This window comes from Rhizobium sp. Root1204, assembly GCF_001424965.1.
Taxonomy (GTDB): domain Bacteria; phylum Pseudomonadota; class Alphaproteobacteria; order Rhizobiales; family Rhizobiaceae; genus Pararhizobium.
This window is the reverse complement of sequence record NZ_LMCZ01000003.1, coordinates 56,165-72,982: the sequence shown is the minus strand read 5'-3', so window position 1 is coordinate 72,982 and position 16,818 is coordinate 56,165. Positions and strand designations below refer to the sequence as shown.

15 protein-coding genes and 2 pseudogenes are annotated in these 16,818 nt (G+C 55.7%); 9 read left to right on the top strand and 8 right to left on the bottom strand.

What is annotated here, in order from left to right; all coding sequences use genetic code 11:
• Positions 1-364 precede the first annotated feature (364 nt).
• Genes ASC96_RS04845 through ASC96_RS04830 form a run of 4 tightly spaced genes read right to left on the bottom strand, consistent with a single transcriptional unit; the run spans position 365 to position 5,020 of the window.
• Positions 365-1,771 carry a UvrD-helicase domain-containing protein gene (locus tag ASC96_RS04845; RefSeq protein WP_060501930.1) on the bottom strand — a complete coding sequence of 469 codons (1,407 nt, stop codon included), beginning with the start codon at positions 1,769-1,771 and terminating at the stop codon, positions 365-367.
• Positions 1,761-3,476: an ATP-binding protein gene (locus tag ASC96_RS04840; RefSeq protein WP_060501929.1), complete on the bottom strand. Its 1,716-nt coding sequence runs from the start codon at positions 3,474-3,476 to the stop codon at positions 1,761-1,763. Before ASC96_RS04840 ends, ASC96_RS04845 begins: the two co-directional genes overlap by 11 nt.
• A gap of 18 nt (positions 3,477-3,494) precedes the next feature.
• A complete protein-coding gene (locus tag ASC96_RS04835; protein ID WP_082511946.1) occupies positions 3,495-4,379 on the bottom strand; it encodes a hypothetical protein in 885 nt (294 codons plus the stop codon).
• A 32-nt stretch (positions 4,380-4,411) separates the two neighbouring features.
• Complete coding sequence (locus tag ASC96_RS04830) at positions 4,412-5,020, bottom strand: poly-gamma-glutamate hydrolase family protein (RefSeq protein ID WP_060501928.1); 609 nt, start codon at positions 5,018-5,020, stop codon at positions 4,412-4,414.
• Between the two features lie 108 nt (positions 5,021-5,128).
• Between ASC96_RS04830 and ASC96_RS04825 the strand changes: the two genes are divergently transcribed.
• Genes ASC96_RS04825 through ASC96_RS04810 form a run of 4 tightly spaced genes read left to right on the top strand, consistent with a single transcriptional unit; the run spans position 5,129 to position 8,883 of the window.
• Positions 5,129-5,713 (top strand): hypothetical protein, encoded by a 585-nt coding sequence (locus tag ASC96_RS04825; protein WP_060501927.1) that lies wholly within the window; start codon positions 5,129-5,131, stop codon positions 5,711-5,713.
• Positions 5,710-7,101, top strand: a complete 1,392-nt coding sequence (locus tag ASC96_RS04820; protein WP_060501926.1) for a 7-cyano-7-deazaguanine synthase — start codon at positions 5,710-5,712, stop codon at positions 7,099-7,101. The genes ASC96_RS04825 and ASC96_RS04820 overlap by 4 nt, the downstream gene beginning before the upstream one ends.
• Positions 7,098-8,282: an XRE family transcriptional regulator gene (locus ASC96_RS04815; protein ID WP_060502061.1), complete on the top strand. Its 1,185-nt coding sequence runs from the start codon at positions 7,098-7,100 to the stop codon at positions 8,280-8,282. The genes ASC96_RS04820 and ASC96_RS04815 overlap by 4 nt, the downstream gene beginning before the upstream one ends.
• Before the next feature lie 7 nt (positions 8,283-8,289).
• Positions 8,290-8,883 (top strand): hypothetical protein, encoded by a 594-nt coding sequence (locus ASC96_RS04810; RefSeq protein WP_244481871.1) that lies wholly within the window; start codon positions 8,290-8,292, stop codon positions 8,881-8,883.
• Between the two features lie 121 nt (positions 8,884-9,004).
• Here the strand turns inward: ASC96_RS04810 and ASC96_RS04805 are convergent, their stop codons facing one another.
• A complete protein-coding gene (locus ASC96_RS04805; protein WP_156397393.1) occupies positions 9,005-9,499 on the bottom strand; it encodes a hypothetical protein in 495 nt (164 codons plus the stop codon).
• A gap of 468 nt (positions 9,500-9,967) precedes the next feature.
• Here ASC96_RS04805 and ASC96_RS04800 point away from each other — a divergent pair, with 468 nt between their 5' ends.
• The 5 genes and pseudogenes from ASC96_RS04800 (at position 9,968) to ASC96_RS31540 (ending at position 14,335) form a co-directional block, all read left to right on the top strand.
• Positions 9,968-10,528 carry a hypothetical protein gene (locus ASC96_RS04800; protein ID WP_060501923.1) on the top strand — a complete coding sequence of 187 codons (561 nt, stop codon included), beginning with the start codon at positions 9,968-9,970 and terminating at the stop codon, positions 10,526-10,528.
• 201 nt (positions 10,529-10,729) lie between these two features.
• Entirely contained in the window at positions 10,730-11,338 is a 609-nt protein-coding gene (locus tag ASC96_RS04795) for a hypothetical protein (RefSeq protein ID WP_156397391.1), read from the top strand.
• On the top strand, positions 11,335-13,479 hold the full coding sequence (locus ASC96_RS04790) for a hypothetical protein (protein WP_060501921.1): 2,145 nt from the start codon (positions 11,335-11,337) through the stop codon (positions 13,477-13,479). Before ASC96_RS04795 ends, ASC96_RS04790 begins: the two co-directional genes overlap by 4 nt.
• Before the next feature lie 94 nt (positions 13,480-13,573).
• Positions 13,574-14,018, top strand: a pseudogene (locus ASC96_RS04785) (3'-5' exonuclease); the annotation flags it as partial.
• A 170-nt stretch (positions 14,019-14,188) separates the two neighbouring features.
• The gene (locus ASC96_RS31540) at positions 14,189-14,335 is read left to right on the top strand and encodes a DUF1127 domain-containing protein (protein WP_082511945.1); all 147 of its coding nucleotides are present in this window, start codon (positions 14,189-14,191) and stop codon (positions 14,333-14,335) included.
• 362 nt (positions 14,336-14,697) lie between these two features.
• Here the strand turns inward: ASC96_RS31540 and dinB are convergent, their stop codons facing one another.
• From dinB to ASC96_RS33500, 3 genes and pseudogenes are all read right to left on the bottom strand, one after another.
• A complete protein-coding gene (dinB, locus tag ASC96_RS33695) occupies positions 14,698-15,780 on the bottom strand; it encodes a DNA polymerase IV (protein ID WP_060502060.1) in 1,083 nt (360 codons plus the stop codon).
• Positions 15,781-15,825: 45 nt separating this feature from the next.
• Positions 15,826-16,467, bottom strand: a pseudogene (locus tag ASC96_RS33690) (SOS response-associated peptidase); the annotation flags it as partial.
• A 79-nt stretch (positions 16,468-16,546) separates the two neighbouring features.
• Positions 16,547-16,807: a hypothetical protein gene (locus tag ASC96_RS33500; RefSeq protein ID WP_060501917.1), complete on the bottom strand. Its 261-nt coding sequence runs from the start codon at positions 16,805-16,807 to the stop codon at positions 16,547-16,549.
• Positions 16,808-16,818 lie beyond the last annotated feature (11 nt).

Genomic DNA, 16,818 nt, shown 5'->3' with positions numbered 1-16,818 from the left:
AGCGTGCGTCAATCACACGACGTCCTCTTTGGCTTTCTGATGCAACCGTCCGAGGATTTTCCCTCTTACGAAGAAGACCTCCGCGGCGAAGGCTGGCTCCTGGCAGGACTTGCTTGCGAGTGGTCTTCGAGATCACGGTGGAATCGTTTGGCTTGGGGCCACGCGCGCCTAGCTTGGCAGGAATATGGTCTGAGACAGCCTTGATGAAGGACGGCGCAGGCGTAAACGGTTCTACGTGCTGATATCCGGCAGACCATCGAGTAGTGTGAAATCACGGCGACACCTGGGATCACGGCCGACCAATATGCGAAAAACGGCGGTACCGCACTGGTGAAGCAGGTGCATTTGCCTGAACAGAAATTTCTCATCCAAGCAATGGGGACTTCGAGCAGACGACCACTTGGCGCGACCCTCTGGTCAAAGCCACATAAAGATGTTTGGTATCCAACTCGTCGGCATTTAATATAACAGCAACATCAGCTTCCAGCCCCTTCAGAAGCAGGGTACTTCCTACTGCGCGATTCGGCAGTGCACGGCCGGCGAGCCGGTTCTGCTCCCTTGTCGCAATCGCGGCTTCAGCAAATGAACATCCATCCTGATCAGCGCGGCCTAAAGACTGCAAACATCCTCTGAACACTGCCGGACGGTAAACCCTCACGCCGCCCTGTTTATTGAGAGCGGAGAGTAGAGAGGCCGCCCTTGAGTAGCTCCGGTCGACCTCAAACGCCAATGCTGCGGATTCGGCTTCTGTAGCAGGCTTCCTCTCTTGTCCGCGCCTGAGAGTATCGAGGCGTTGCAGCATTTCGGGGCCGCTGAGGTTCGTCATGAGTTGCTGAGCGAATTCCACGAGCACGCGTGTAGCATCGGGCGCGTTCAACTGGAAACGTTCGGCAAAAGTGACGAGATCTTTGAGATCCACCGACTCCACAGTAATTGCGCCAGGCACTTGGCTTGCGAAACGCTGTTGTCCAGAAGGGTTGCGGCTATCTCCCATTATAAGCACGGTCCCGCCGGGCGTCGGCGCCACCATCCGGCCGGCAGCGAGCATTCGTGGGTGATCTCCGTTGGATCCATCCAACGGGATCCAGGTTAGTTGCGGAGGCGCACTTCTGATGTCAACCTTAACGCCGGATTGTAATGCAGTCCGAGCTGACAAAAGCCAATGCCCCAGTTGCGCTGTCCCGGCGTTAAGCCATCGGTGTGGGTCATTCAGAAAACCAGCAGGCTGAAAGTAGTCCAGCACGGATCGATCCCAGTCGGGTAAAGGATCCGACCGATCAAATCCGAAAATTGCCTGCATCGGGTCACCCACCACGCAAGTCGGCAGCACTTGGGAAAGAGCCACTGCGATGCGGTGCTGGAGCGTGGAGCAGTCTTGGTATTCGTCGATCAGGACGCGCGAATACGTTCCCTTTATGATATCGCTCAAATGCCCGCTTTCGATAAGGTTCGCGGCAAAGCGACGAATTTCCCCATATTGCGGAAACCGGCCGTTCATGATCCCCGGATCGTGTGATGATCGATGCGGGAATAGTGTGATCAATCGCATGGACCAGCCGTCGATTGTGGTGAGCTTGTAGGAGCTCGGACTGACACCCGACTTGTTCAGTCGCGTCCGCAATGCCATGACGCCCGCATTCGTGTGCGTTAGGACAAGTACGGGAAGCCGGCCGGTGTGACGCGTGAGCGCGCGCGCCAGAAGCTCGGTTTTCCCGCAGCCAGCCGGCGCGACGACGGAACCCCGTTCGATAGTGAGGAGGTCAGGAGGCACGCATCCATCCAAATAACATGTCTATCGGTGTTCTGAGGTCTGATGAACAGTTTTGCCAGTCGGGTATGACGATGTCTCTCGCGACCGCTTCCATTGCCGTGATAGACTTGAACCAACCTTTTTTCGTACGCGACGCGCGACCGAGCATGGATCTGACTTCCGGAATTAAGCCCGGCTGTATTAGCGACGTAGCCAGGCTGGAAAGAGAATGTGCGCCGTTCGAGGTAGAACGAATATGGTCGTCCACGACCTGCTCTTCCTTTAGATCGATGGCACGGGCGATCAGTTGGTTGAGCGCGTTGAGGCTCACACAGGCGAAGAGTTCATCCTCAAGCGCGTAGCCTGGACGCCACGAAAAAACAGCGCTCCCATCTTTTCGAAACTGGCTTTCTAAGTCGGGATTTGCAGCAACGTCGCTGTCCCGGAGGATTGCGGTACGATAGCCCATTTTTTGAAAAGCCAGAGCACGGGCAAACGTGGTATCTCCACCTCCATCGACCAGGGATGCGCCCATCGCGGCGAAAGACGGCGTGCTGGCGGTTTGGGAGCCGAGGTCGAGACCCCGCAGCAGTCCAATTTCTGTCGCCCCCTCGCAGACCACGATCGACCGTGCCAAAAGGGCGTCGGGGAATAATCTTATCGTTCCTTGAACATCAGGCGAATTGCCAAGCCAGTTTACATAGTGCTGTGCGCCATATCTGCGTACGACATGTAGCTGGGTGGCATAGAGTTCGCGAACTGCAACGGGAGAATGGGTGGTTACAAATACTTGAAATTGCGCGACCGGATCTTTCGCTCCCAACTCTCCAAGTAACGCAATGATACGATGGGGTTCAAGACCATATTCAAGTTCGTCAGCAAGCATGATGGGTGACGTACCAGCGACATGCCTTTGCAAGCCAGCGATTAAAAGCCGCATCGATCCGAGCCCCAAATCCCTTAACGGCACGCCGTTGCTCCCATGGAGCGAGATGGTTCCGCTCGAAATGCTCACAGAATGCGCGTCGAGGAGAGCTTGAACCTTTGGTCCGGTAGGAACCCCCAGGCGCGTTGCGGTAGCTTGCACGGTCGCGAGTGCCTGACCCAGCTGCAACTCGGCCGCATTCCCGAAAGACGCACGCGCGTCTCGTACAGCCCGGGCCAGGGACGCACCGAGATCCGCTCGCTCCCCGGACACTTTGTTAAGAATGGAACCTCTTTTCCAACTAAGATTGCTCTCCGAGCTTTCACCCAGGCGCGTGGGGGATAGGACGAGGCGATCGGCCCACGACAGATTTCGTTCGAGGCCTTGCGCTGTCGCGCGTTCGGAAACCAAGGACCATTGCGGTTCCAGGTCATCTGCCACCTTGAGCTGCACGGTTAGTACAGTTTCCAGGCCATTGCCTGGCTCGTCTTCTATGACCCCACTGACGGGATGGAACCCTCGCAACCAAGCCCCATACGTTTCCAGGGAACGCAGATTTCCATCGAGCTCGCTGAGGGTCACGGCAATACAGATCGGGTTTGCCGTATCCAAATTATAGAAATCGTCATCCGAGAAAACAATGTTCCTGCGAGCACCAAGGCATAAATCTATAGCGTCTAGGATCGTCGATTTTCCGCTGTCCCCTGGGCCGATCAAGCAATTGATGCCTGGGTTCGGAAACCAATCGAACGTAGCAATGCTACGAAAATTCCTTATCTCAATTTTTCTTATACGCGCCATCAATACTCCCCTGGGCTTTCAGCTCGTGGTCCTGCCTGTGGTCTTCAGGGCGAGTTGAATGAAAGACAACATCCGGAAAAACAGATAGTCGAGGTATTCCGGCCGGCTTAGATTTTCTTGACCTGTCTCGCTGTGCCGGATGCGGAACGTGTTGCCGATCGAAGTAAGCGCTGATGCCTCAGTGCCGAGCTCCTGGCGGAAACGCGAGCCGCTGGTGGCGGCACGGTCCAGGAGGGCGTCCGCTTGCGCTTTTTTGTTTGCGCCTGGCTCAATCGTCTTGATTCGCTCGAATGCATCCCAAATCTTCTCGAGCCCATCCTTTCGATCGTCGATCTTCGCAGAGTTGATCAGTTTCATTGACCGCTCTAGCAGAGCGTCTGTCTCGCTGTCCCCCGTCTGATAGACCGTCCAGCCGACGATTTCTGCGAAAGCTGCAGGCATCAGCCGCTGTATGCCGCCATCGGCTTTCATCTCGAACCCCACGCCACTGCGGGCGAAAAGACGGTTCACGTCGGCGGCAAATCGTTCGAGGCCAGGCTCTCGATCCCAGCTCAGATGATCGTGATTGAAGTATCCATGGTGCCCCTCCGAAACGGGTTTGCCTGCGGACTCTGCGCAAAACACCAGAAGATCCAATACAATGGGCGTTTCCGGCACCTCGTCGATCGCGGGTGGCCAGTCCAGCCAGGGCACTTCGACAGATAAAATTCGCTTGAAAGCCTGCTCGTCACAGCCGTACGCGGCATTTCCGTCAGGGCATCGGAGCGGAAATCGATAGCCGAAAGACCCATCGTCGATCCTCATCCGGATCAAAGTGAGCAGACCAGCCCAGACACGCTCATCGATCTCTTCTATATTGCGCGGGCGCTTTCCATATTCTGTGTCAGTGAAATACTCGGCCACGCATCACTCCCCTGTGCGCTGGAAATTTTCAATCAAAGTAAGCTTGTGCGATTCTCGTGAAAGTTGATAGCATTCCTCACAGCATCAACAAGGTCACCCATGGAGGGTCGCTTACTACCCAGCTTTTTATCTAAAAGGCGGTCGCGTAAGCTGCGGGTGATTTCAAATTGCACCCCGCTTCCAGAACGGCCTCGGTTACAAATATTTGCCGCACTCGTTCCTTGGAGATCTGCGTTCGCATGACGAGCGACGGTGAACCCGCGCTCCAGCAGATTTTCCCGCAATAGATCGATCAATTCGTCGTGGAGCCCCCCAACGTAGATCACCTCGTCCGCGCCGACGCAGCCGTGGAAAGCGATTGCGAACTGACTGCTCTTCACCAGCATGTCGCCATGGGGCTCGTCGAAATTTGTCGATGTGAGATGCAGATGGCGGTTGTCGTTCGCCTTCAGGCCCTCGAATACGTAGACACTGTATGTGGTTCCTGCGACCGCTCGCGCCAGTTCCGACGTCCCGGGTTCGATTTTGCCGCCGTGAGGAGCGATGATCACTGCTGCTGTGCCCCGATCACTTAAGTCGAGAGCGAATGCACCCGATTCCTCCTCTACGCGGAGCTGCGCGAAATTTCGGTACTTATCCATTCCACACTCTCCATTCGTTCAGTTGTGACATTCGAATCTGGCGACCGACAGATGTATATTGACATGTCAGATAAATTTTATCAAGATATCTGACATTAGGAGATTCGAATGAGCGATGGTCCGCATAAAAGTCTGCCTTTGCGTCCGAGATACAGGAAGCTCGCTGAATGGGCGTCCAAGCCCGCATTCGCAATTACACAGCTCTGCGAGGCAGCCGAGGCGGCCCTGTTGCGCGACGCAACTATCGAACTTGCGCCCGCAATGCGGCAGTTCATGAGCATCGTCGATGGCAATGATCTTTTCAGCAGGCTCCCCGATCTTGTTCAGGGGCAGCTGAGCCAGCTGCGAGACGATCCGGCCATTCAGCCTTTGGCAGCGAGTGCCATCGAATGCGCGCAGATGGCAGTCCATGCTGGATTAAACGGACGGGACGCTGTTCGCGAAGCGGTAGCCACCGCCCTAACTGAACGTCTCTCGGCGAATTCCCGTTCTTCGGAAGAACATTATCTCGTTAAAGAGGGCCGCGGAGCCTCTCTCGATATTCGGGTTCGCTTGGCTCAAACGGTGGATGCTATGGACGCGAACGGCTCCTTCTCGCGAATGGCGCTGTCAATCATCGGCGATACGTCCGCGACGGTCTTGAGGGCACCATCCGTTCACGATGGTCTTGATGAAGGGGTGCCGCTGCAATGAAGGTCTTACAAGGCGAGTACCCAGCAGTCCGCGTGGCCGTCACCGAGCCAGGCGCGCACCATATGGAGGGGTGGCAGACAGTAGAACTCGGTAAATCCATTGTGTTCAATATGAAGGATCTCGACGACTATCGGACCAAAAACTGGAACAGCCGCATCTATGATCTCATGGTGCTGATCGCTGCCGTCGAATTCTGCGACAAAACGATTAGACGACCGGCCTTGGGGTGGATCCGAAGCATCGAGCTTTGCTTGCCTGTCCAAGATGCCAACTTCGAGAAATGGCAGTCACCTGAGGTCGGAGACGCGCTGGCATCGGCTCTGAAATTTCTAACCGGCGATAAATGGAAGATCGAGTTTTACAAATCACGCTCGCCCGCTGGACAGGACATCGGCCGGCAAAGCCGCCTCGAATTCGACGATACCTCCAAGACCGTAACGCCGTTCAGCGATGGCCTGGACTCAAGGGCGGTCACCGCGCTCCTCACCGCCGGTGGGCGGACCGACCAGCTGATCCGGGTTCGCGTGGGATCTAAATCGGATGATCGGCCGAACCACAAAAGCCGCAAAGCTCCCTTTCTCAAAATCCCGTTCAAAGTCACTGTCGGCCCCGGTGGGATCAGGGAATCGTCTGTTCGAAGCCGCGGCTTCAAGTTCACGCTTCTGAGCGCCATCGCCGCCTATCTCGTCGGCACGCGTGACATCGTCATGCCCGAAAGCGGGCAGGGGGCACTAGGGCCGTCATTGGTTCAGACCAGTCACGGATACGAGGACTACCGAAATCATCCGCGGTTCTTTGGCAAAATGGAACGGTTCGTTGCCGCAATTCTGGACCATCAGGTCGCCTATAGGCTCCCGCGTCTATGGAAGACCAAAGGCCAGACCCTTAGCGAATTCGCAGCTCTTGGCGTCGATCCGAAGGAATTCCAGGAAACGCGCTCATGCTGGCAGCAAAATCGCAATTCGTCGGTCAATGGGAAACGGCGCCATTGCGGGATTTGTGCGGCATGCATGTTGCGGAGACTGAGCTTTCACGCAGCTCGCGTCGATGAGCCCAAAGAAAATTACATCTGGGAAAATCTGCATACCCACGATTTTGCAAATGGCGCCGCAAAGGGTTTCAACAAGATCACCGGCGCGATGGAACATTACGCAATCGCTGGCGCTTTGCATCTTGATCATCTCGCCGATTTGCGCTCTTCACTCGTCAACCGCAAACGGGTGAGCCGACACGCCTGGCTTTTGTCACAGGAACTAGGTCTGACGCACGCCGAGGCTGAAAGGGAGCTGCACGGTTTGCTAGAACAGCATGAAATAGAATGGAAGGCCTTTATGAAGTATCTCGGACCCAAGTCATTCATAGCTCAGTGGCTGGTCTCATCGCGATGAGCGAGGTCACCGATCAGCTGACGCAGGAGCAAATCGGCGAGCGCCTGCGTGTCGCGCGTGAAAGCGCTGGCAGGACCCAGGCAGATGCCGCCGAAGCCATTGGTGTCGCTCGAACGACTCTGGTGGCGATGGAGAAAGGTGCAAGGCGTGTCAAAATCGCGGAATTGCAGCAGCTCGCTCGTCTGTTCGGAACGAGCGCAAACGGACTTTTGCGTAAGGAAGCGGTCCACGTCGAGTTGACGCCAAAATTCCGCAAGCTTGGAGAAAATGAGGAAAAGGCTGTCACGGAGGCCGCCGAGCTGATGGCTCAACTGGTTCGCGCCGAGGTCGAGCTGGAGAGCTTGTTGGGTATCGAGCATGTGCGAAACCTTCCGCCCGAGCGGCGTATTCTTACCGGCGATGTTCGGCAACAGGCAGAACAGCACGCCCTCGAACTCCGCCACTGGCTCGGCCTTGGTCTGGCGCCGGTCGCAGATATCGTGTCGTTGCTCGAACTGCAGATGGGGGTACGTGTCTACTCCCGGCGTCTCGCGGCAAAGATCTCCGGACTGTTTGCGTTCGATGAGAGTGTCGGCGCCTGCATTCTCCTGAATGCCAACCATCCTCTCGACCGTAGGACCCAAACGGCCGCGCATGAGCTCGGGCATTTGGTATCCACGCGGATGGACGCCGAGGTCAATGAAATCGACGAACTCGAGAGCTCGCGAGAAGAGAAATATGCAAACGCATTCGCACGCGGTTTTTTAACCCCGGCACAGGCCGTTCGACAAAAATTTGCGGAAGTGACTGCAGGATCGTCAAGCCTGACCCGCCGCCATGTCATCGTCCTAGCGCACATTTTTCACGTATCCCGGGAGGCCATTGTACGTCGACTCGAGGAGCTTCAGCTGACCAAAAGAGGAACGTGGGACTGGTTTAAAGCCAACGGCGACATCACCGACGATCAGGCTCGGCAGGTGCTTGGTGATGCTGACAAGAGCGACCGGCTAAAGGACGAAGCGGCCCTTCCGGTTTCACTCAAAACGAGTTTGATGGCGTATCAAGCCGCACAACGCGGCCTTCTCAGCGAAGGCCAGCTCGCAAGACTGCTGCATCTCGATCGGGTGCAGGTGCGTGATTTGCTAAGCGACATAGACGCCGAGGAAAGCGGGGCCAATGCGGCAACCTCCATCCTCCGGTAATGTCCCCGTGCCCGTCGTCGTCGACTCCAGCGTCATCATCAACCTCAACGCGACAGGGAGAGCGGAGGATATCATCCGGTCCTATGGCACGACGTTTTGCGCGAGCGACATTGTTCGCGACGAACTAGTTCTCGATCGCTTAAATGGGCGAAACGACGCTGCAATGGCGGAGGCCCTCGTACAGCGCGGCCTTTTGATATTCCTGCCCTTTGACGACGAGAGTGAACTTATATTCGAGAGCCTCATCAGCGGTGATGCCGTCAGTACGCTCGATGATGGCGAGGCCGCAACGCTTTCGCTTGCGGTTTCGCTGAACCGCGGCGCCGTGATAGACGAGCGGAAGGCAATTAGGATTGCTGGCGAAAGATTTCCTACCGTCGAAATCCTGGCGACTGCCGATATCCTGAACTGCAAGCGGGTGGCCTCCGCGCTCGGCTCCGACGGTATCGCAGAGGTGGTCTTCAATGGCCTCAGAGGCGCTCGAATGGCGATACCTGAGCGTCACCACGAGTGGGTGGTGGGGCTGCTAGGCTCCCGGATTGCCGAGTGCCGTAGCCTACCCGCCGCCTTGCGGCAGGCTCTTAAACAGAAAAATACTTAATGCCTCGCGCGCCCCATTTGCGCCGCTTGCCGAAAGTATGCGTTTCATCGATACCTATCGGCCCATCGATCAGGTCGGGGCAAAGACGCAGAATTTCAGATAACGCTGGGTACGTAGGCCACTATATTTCGTCGCTCTCTTGGAAGGTACCCACGCCGTTGTATCCACCTACGATGAGGATGCTTCCATCCCATATGGGAGTATAGCATTTGGCGGGAATGTGCTCGCCAGCCACAACCACACGAGCGCTTCTATTAACGTGATGGCGACCGCATAAATTGACAAAGCGCTGCAAAGCGTTTGGCTCGTGCGAAAAGAAAAAGGCCGCCGGGCCGGGCCATATGAAGTTTGGGAAGTTTGCCACCGTGCCGCAGCTTGGTTTTACCCATACCGTATTGCGTCCACTTTCTTCAGTGGTGACGATTCCTTGCCGGTTTTGCGGCGATGTGAAGTGAACAATACCATGGTTCAGAATTTTTGCTCGAGCGTTCGACGACAGCGGCATCGGAAGATTCAAAATGAAAAATAAGGCTACGGTAAAAAGAAAATAGAGCGCCGCACCCTTCAGATAGAACAGTTCGGGGTCAGGGAAGACGAATGACAGCGCCGGGGCCATGTACACCCCCAGCACTGCGACGCATGGGAATCGGTCAAGAAGAAAGCGGATCATTGGGCCTCGAACTAGAAAGCGATTCGCCTTACCGTATTGCTCTAAGGTAAATACTTTGATGGCCCGTGGGGAACGCGTCCGCACCGAGCGTGAACGAAGCCAAGATTTAGCCAGCTTTTTGGACGTTCCATGATTGTCAAAACCTTCGATGCGAAGCGGGGTCCAATCGTGACCAGTTTTTCGACAACCTCAATGAGCGAGAGAGACTCGTGGTTGATGCGACTAACGCCCCTTAACAGCTGGTCCTGGTCTGCTTCCAGCGAATCGACGAGAAAGTCATCGCGCGTCATGCGGAAAATGTCGGGCGGAACACAGGAGGTGTAATATTTTTCGGAATCGCCTTGACCGGGTGATTTCGCCCGGTTATCTAAGCTAGATGCAGGGTGATTTTACCCGGTCTAATTGGGTCTTGATATGGATGACTTTGACGCCGCACAATTTGCTTCAGAGTACGCAAGTACCCCGGGCCAAAAGCTATGGCAGGTACTGAACCGCGCGGATGTAGTCTTGCGAATGGAGACGGCAAGTGATCTCGGCCAGCCTGCGCTCGCACCTGTCGAAGACATCTTGCTCGAAGAAATTGGTGAGCCGATCTTGCTGGATCGCTTCAAGCAGATGGCGGGGAGAATGACCAAGCAAGTCCTGGAGGCGAGGGGCTTTGAGCATGAGGTCTCTGATATCCGGCTCAATTCAGTCCCTTTTTATAAGGCGAGCCGATATCGCCGGCGAGATCAAGTCGGCCTGTTCCTATTCAAGAACTCCTCAGACCCACGAGATTTGTGCCTGGTGGAATCGAGAAAAGGAGAATTGCTTCCGGTTCTGAGCGGCAGCCGTTGGATCTACGTGAATCGTGTAACGTCTCGCCTAAAGGCCCAGGTAGGTTATCAATTCGATTTGCTTGTCGCCGTGGCGATTGCAAAAAAAGATGGTTACTTTCGTCATCATCAGCCGCGGCTCTTTCGCGCTCCGCGGTGATCCCAATTTGATCACTTAAATTCTGTGCCGAGAACCGAAATCATGCCAGTCGCTATAAAAGACTTTATTCGGAGCGCGATTCCTGCGGCGCCGAACCTCCATTTGATGCACTGTACGACTGCACTTGCTTCCATGAGAGCGTTAGAGGAACGGAGTCTTGGTCCTACAAGCTGCCCCGTTTATAAGACCGATCTTTTATACATGTTCTATGGCCGCCCTGCCTACAAACCAGCCGCCGGATCTGGTCCGAGCAGCCTTATTGATTTGGCACCAGTTTGCCTTGTCATCGATCCAACAGTCTTAAGTTCCGCGATTCGGGTTCTCCCGTTTGATAGCGGTGGCTTCGCCCGTTACACGCCTCTACTCGGACCTGGTTTGACGTTAGAAGAATTCGAGCTGGGGACATCAGGGATGCAGCCCATGCGCCTCATTAGTGCATTCTACGACACAAATCGAAATTATTACGACCAGCTTCCCACCCTCGCGGAACGCAAGATTCCGATAACGCGCGCGTCGTCCAGGGCATATGCGCGACTGATTGCCGATCCATCCATGCGCGCGATCGATGATCGGTGCGGCACGATTGAGGTGCAGTTTTCTACCGCAGTATCGTTGAAGACAGCATTACGTGCCGTCGTGGCGCCCGCTGCTCTTCTCAGCGACCCCGACATGCAGGAGGCTTTGCAAGAATGTGCCAACGCGGTTCCCCTTCCGTACAAGACTTATGGGCGGTCCGATCCATTGTCATTCGCGCACGCATTGTATGAGAAGGTCGATACATTCCTGACCGATCAGGGGCAGTTCGCATGAGCGATAGGATCGAGCGATGCGAGTTGGTCGGCCTTGCTGATCCAATAGAAAAGAAAACCGGATTCCTGATTCCTGTCTTCTCTCATCCGATGTCAAACGCGCTGCTAGTTGAAGAGCGAGACGAAGATGGGCGTGTTGCCGGCTTTGCACCTCTGCAGCCGCAGGAAACTAAGATTCTGGATGCCCCAAGAAACAACAGCCAGATTGGTGAGTGGCCGTACTGGGCGTTTGGCCTTGGCGGCAAGACTATCGTGGGTCAAGGCGACGAAAACCGCAGAGAACTGGAAACAGCACTTCATGGCCGTTTTTTGTTAGAACGCCCCCTATTGGCGCTTGAGGTGGCCGAATTCCTCGGCCTCCATGCCGATCGAAACACTCTCGCCAATAAGATTTACGAAAAAATGAGGCGCGACAGACCTGACGTCGCCGACCGATGGAGGGACCTGGCGATCCTGACAGAAGATGTCAATGCAACGCTGGTGCGGAAAAAAGCCTCCCAGCGAGACTTATCGGACATGGCGGCCCTGGGGCCGGTCACCCTTCGTGTTGAGGGAAGACAGGTTATTGTGCGGGGTACAGTGCCCGGATCCACGCAAAGCCGGTCTTGGGCTCTGCTAAGAGACATCATTGAAAACACACTTCGCGATTTGCGCGGGCTCTACGAGCAGGCAAGCGAGGGTTGGAATTATCGCCTTCCGAGCTCCCGAGGTGAAACGGCTTATCCGCGTAGTTTGAGTTTTGATTTGTCGTCCCTCGACGCGTTGGTCTACGTTGCCGACGAAGGCACTCCGCCAACGGATCCCAACTTAAGTGCAAGGATCGATTCTATCGGCGTTTATCCGCCCGGCCAGTCGGAACAGTTTATCGCTGACTCGGTCGGTTTCGAAGGACCATCATTTGTAGGTTTCTTACTCGACGATGCATATGGACATATTGAACCTGCCACTATGCATTATGCGCAAAGAAGGCCGTTGGGTTTGGCATTACGGACAAAAGCTACACCCAGGCTGTCACGCGCCGAGACCGAGGCGCTCTCGCGCTACCCTCACCCAACAATCATCATTACACGGCGAAGCCCCTCCGGCTTTACTCAAAATGTCATTTCCGGGGAGTTGCGAGATGCTGTCAACTTGCTCAGCGCCAACACGACCGAAAGAAATAGATGGTCCGTTCCGTTCGACAAGAGTATTTTTATGCGCGCAAGCGGTTTAGGACCGGATCGGTCAAATGACGCATGGGCTCAAATCTACGAGAGATGCAGGAAGCTTGGAGTTGGGTCGACTGCCGGTATTGCTTTTCTGAGTGAAAGTGACAGAAGGCCCGATGCAGAGAGTGATGATATTGCTCGCTTGTTCTTTCCGGATTTCACGCGTGAACAGATCCCAACAAGTACAAAGCGGAAGCGGCGAATTGACGCCGCGATCATCGTTGATCATCTGCCTTCAGAGGGGATGGGATGGAACAGGCATTGCAAGACAATTGAGAACATTACTCGTCTGAAAGGTTGGGAAATCCGAGAATCTGCCGAAGCTGAGCATGGGCAGGTGTATCAGCTTAAAGGGCCTTCTGATCGGTTCGAACTAGTTGTTGCTCGCGGAAAACCAAGCGACCGGCGTTATTCCTTCGAGCAGATTCCGCACATAGATTTGGGAGGTGTTGATCGGCTGATTCTCCTTGACGATGCAAATGCCTTGACGGTTCTCTCCCATCTCGAGAGCACCGGCCAACTGATTGTTACTCCGCGCGATATCTGTGCCTTTGCGGCTAAGTCGGGCACCGTTTGGACACTGTATTCCTATCAGTTGAGACGGTTATCGCATTGGATGTCTGGCAAGAGCAGGACGCACTACCTCGCAATGCTATGTCAAAGTGCCATTCGCCGAGGCAATGTCGATTCTTATGATAGCGAGCGGTTTATTGCTGCACTTAGTGACGAACAGTTGGGCGATAGCATTCATCTCACAAGTTCAAATGCAAGATTCTTTCCGACCGCGACGGAGTTGCGGCTGAAATTCTCCTCGCGGAATTCGAATTCGCGCGTGCCTTCGATTTTCAGAGATTTTGATACCTTCGTCCTTCGAGTCGACGAGACTGGCCCACACCTCTCGCAAGAAACGCAGTCGATCTCGTTGTCCAGGTGAATGGCAGGAGGATCTCAATGGATTAACTATGGGGCTGGGCCGTAGACAGCATTTAAAGTGCCCAACCCGGCACCAACACCGGTGCTGCTCCATGGGCAAGGCTTGGGCGTGCTCCAACTCCGAGATCGATTGGGCGTCGCGGGGATATGGGGCACCAAGCTCGGTTACCTGATCGGGCAAGCGGGCTATTTCCATGACGGTCATCGGGCCGTTGATGATTGTTTCGCACTTTTCGAGGTTCTCGCTCGAGGAGTGGATGGATCGGCCTCAATCGCTTTCGCCGATCTCTATGAAGTAAGTCAAAAGTCGCGTGTGCGGATCTTTGCGGAGAACAGCCGTTCGATATGAAGGATCATCTCAAGGTCCGAGGCTGCCGCTGGTCCGACGGAAGCGATGGCCGCCCGAAATCCTGGTGGATTGAGGTGGGTGAAGATGCGCTTGACGATGAACTCCGCTATCTCAGAGCCGAAATCTACCGTTATCCAGACGCCGATCCTCCAATCAAACGCCTCACTGCCTTCGACCGGTTCCGGGCCTGATAGCCCCCTTCAGCACATTTCTGGTTGGACCCATGCTTTGAGCGCATGGCCGACCTGAGACCTTGTGCCTTATCGACGGCCGGGCAAGGGCTTATATCCCAACCATCGAAACGACGTTGGAGCCGAAGCAAGGTTGCTGGCGTCAAGAGACCTCACGAAAGGGGATCATCATGAACGTAGCACGCTCCTTCAACAACTGGCGCAAGTACCGTCAGACCGTTTCCGAACTTGGCCGCATGAGCTCGCGCGAGCTGCAGGACCTCGGTATCAATCGTGCCGACATCCAAAGCGTTGCCCGCCAGTCGGTCGCTCGCTAAGCGACATTTTCCTGCCCATCCTGAATGACACTACGCCCGCTGATGACGCGGGCGTTTCCGTGCCTGGCCTGCCACGAAGCCCGGAGTTGGAGATCGCTCTCATCAGAATTAGGCCGTGCATTTCCCGCAGAGCTGCACTGCAGCAAAGTCTATTTAATGTGCGGAGAGAATGGGTATCTTGGTTTCATCGAAGCGATGCACCTCCTCCCGCAGAGCTTCGAGTTTCAGACGGCCCACTCCTCCTCCCAGGGACGTCTGTAGGAACAGCGGCACTCCTCCTCCCGGTCGCTGTTCGGTTCTTTTCGAAAAGCCTGCCGCATCTCCTCCCGCGGCAGGCTTTTTCGTTTTCAGGCCCGGCTGCATCAAAGCCCCAGATCGAGCTGCGGTTCTCGCCCGCTTTCTTCCGTGTTAAGGGACGACAGGGTTATCCCCAGGAGCCGCACTGGACGTTTGAACGGGAACACCGAGGCAAGCAGGAATTCCGCAATCTCCAGCATCTGGTCGACGTCGGAGACGGCTCCCGACACTGTCTGGCTCCGTGTCGCCTGGCTGAAATCCGAGTATTTGATTTTGACTGTTACGGTCTTTCCCGTGATCTCGTGCGCCTCGCAGTAGCGCCGGACTTTCTCGGCCAATGGCCGCAGCTCGGCTTTGGCGAGATCGAAATTGTCGATGTCTTCAACGAAGGTGTCTTCCGCGCCGACGGACTTCCGGATGCGATCAGGTCTAACCCGGCGTTCGTCGATCCCACGGGCAATGCCGTAGAAATACGGACCGGACTTGCCAAAGTGCTGCTGAAGGAAGGCGAGGGACTTCGACTTAAGATCAAGCCCCGTCTCGATTCCATGCCGTTTCATCCGCTCGGCGGTGGCCGGCCCAACGCCATGGAATTTCTTCACGGGGAGGGCCTCGACGAAACCTGGTCCGTTCTTCGGGGTGATGACCGCCTGGCCATTCGGCTTGTTCAGATCGCTTGCCATCTTCGCCAGGAACTTGTTGTAGGAGATGCCGGCCGACGCGTTAAGCCCGGTGACTTCTTTGATCTTGGCGCGGATCTCCAGCGCGATCTCCGTGGCGATCTCCATGCCCTTCAGATTCTCCGTCACATCGAGGTAGGCCTCATCGAGCGATAGCGGTTCGATCAGCGGCGTATATTCAGCGAAGATCTCGCGGATCTGTTGCGATACTGCCTTGTAGATGTCGAACCGCGGAGGCACAAAGATCAGCTCCGGGCATTTGCGCTTGGCGGTGACCGACGGCATTGCCGAATGCACGCCGAAGACGCGGGCCTCGTAACTTGCGGCCGCCACAACGCCGCGTGCCGCGGATCCTCCAACAGCTAATGGTAGTCCACGTAGCTCCGGGTTGTCTCGCTGTTCGACTGACGCGTAAAATGCGTCCATGTCCACATGGATGATTTTGCGCATGGGTTGCACTTTCCCCATCACTTCAGTCCCCATAGGATAAGCCGGCATTTGGTGGACAGGCATCTGACTGCACCGGTCGTGCTGAGCGCTCGTGATCAAAGCAACAGACCTTCCTCGTCCGGCTTCATCCCACGGTGCTGTCAACCAGGTCTCGACTTCTTCAGGCGTGGTCAGGATGGAGGGCATGGCCTTTTGATGAATCGGCGAGACGATCTCGTTGGGTGACGTGGTCAGAAAGCCGAACAGTTCGTATTCCTGCTCACCATCGCGGACCTTCCGCACACCTTTCCAGGGCGTCCAGAAGCCTGCGAAGAACATCAGCGGCCGATCTTCATTGCCAGCGAACCAGGCGTTCGGCACACGCCCGCCTTCGATTTTGCTGGCTGGATCCGGTTCGGCAAAGGAGGTGAACGGCACGACACAGCGGCTGGTCGGGCCGAGCCAGCGCCGCCAGTGCGGCGAACTCACATTGCGAATATTGGTGACGCCGGGATCGTAGTTTTTCACATAGGCTGGCGGCGACGGCATTCCCCAGGTCGCCCGGGCAATCTCGCGCTGTCCGTCCTCGGCAACGCGGACAATCGGCGCCTGATAGCCTGGATAAACATCGAAGGAGGCTTCATTCCAGCCGGCTCGATCCCGGAACGCCTTTGTAAATTGCAGAACCGCGTCGCGCGTGGTGGTCACGTTGTAGAGATTACACATTGCCGTCCTCCTATCCAATGCGGGTCAAGACGAAGTTTCTGACCCTTTCGGATCGCAATCAAGCTTTGAGCTTCACCGATCACGTGGGCTTTTGCAGCTCAAGAACTACGGCTGCCTCCAGCAAACAGGGAAATCCCGTCCCGCATCTATCCTGCCCGTCAGAACAATGCATCTTCTCGCAACCCATCGCCATGCGACGGCGCAGGTCCACAAAACGCATGCTGGCGCCAAACTGTTTCACCAACGCCTTGCGATCAAGCTCGCCCTGTTGCCCGCACGGCTTGCATTCGACGGTAATCACCGGTCCCTTGAAATCCCTAAGCGTCAGCAGGCCGGGCATATCTCAATTTT

Excerpts from the sequence above, each read along its gene's own strand:
- ASC96_RS04840 (WP_060501929.1), bottom strand. The coding sequence starts at position 3,476 with ATGGCGCGTATAAGAAAAATTGAGATAAGGAATTTTCGTAGCATTGCT.
- ASC96_RS04830 (WP_060501928.1), bottom strand. The coding sequence starts at position 5,020 with ATGGATAAGTACCGAAATTTCGCGCAGCTCCGCGTAGAGGAGGAATCG.
- ASC96_RS04825 (WP_060501927.1), top strand. The coding sequence starts at position 5,129 with ATGAGCGATGGTCCGCATAAAAGTCTGCCTTTGCGTCCGAGATACAGG.
- ASC96_RS04820 (WP_060501926.1), top strand. The coding sequence starts at position 5,710 with ATGAAGGTCTTACAAGGCGAGTACCCAGCAGTCCGCGTGGCCGTCACC.
- ASC96_RS04815 (WP_060502061.1), top strand. The coding sequence starts at position 7,098 with ATGAGCGAGGTCACCGATCAGCTGACGCAGGAGCAAATCGGCGAGCGC.
- ASC96_RS04805 (WP_156397393.1), bottom strand. The coding sequence starts at position 9,499 with ATGGCCCCGGCGCTGTCATTCGTCTTCCCTGACCCCGAACTGTTCTAT.
- ASC96_RS04800 (WP_060501923.1), top strand. The coding sequence starts at position 9,968 with ATGGATGACTTTGACGCCGCACAATTTGCTTCAGAGTACGCAAGTACC.
- ASC96_RS04795 (WP_156397391.1), top strand. The coding sequence starts at position 10,730 with ATGTTCTATGGCCGCCCTGCCTACAAACCAGCCGCCGGATCTGGTCCG.
- ASC96_RS04790 (WP_060501921.1), top strand. The coding sequence starts at position 11,335 with ATGAGCGATAGGATCGAGCGATGCGAGTTGGTCGGCCTTGCTGATCCA.
- ASC96_RS31540 (WP_082511945.1), top strand. The coding sequence starts at position 14,189 with ATGAACGTAGCACGCTCCTTCAACAACTGGCGCAAGTACCGTCAGACC.
- dinB (WP_060502060.1), bottom strand. The coding sequence starts at position 15,780 with ATGGGGAAAGTGCAACCCATGCGCAAAATCATCCATGTGGACATGGAC.
- ASC96_RS33500 (WP_060501917.1), bottom strand. The coding sequence starts at position 16,807 with ATGCCCGGCCTGCTGACGCTTAGGGATTTCAAGGGACCGGTGATTACC.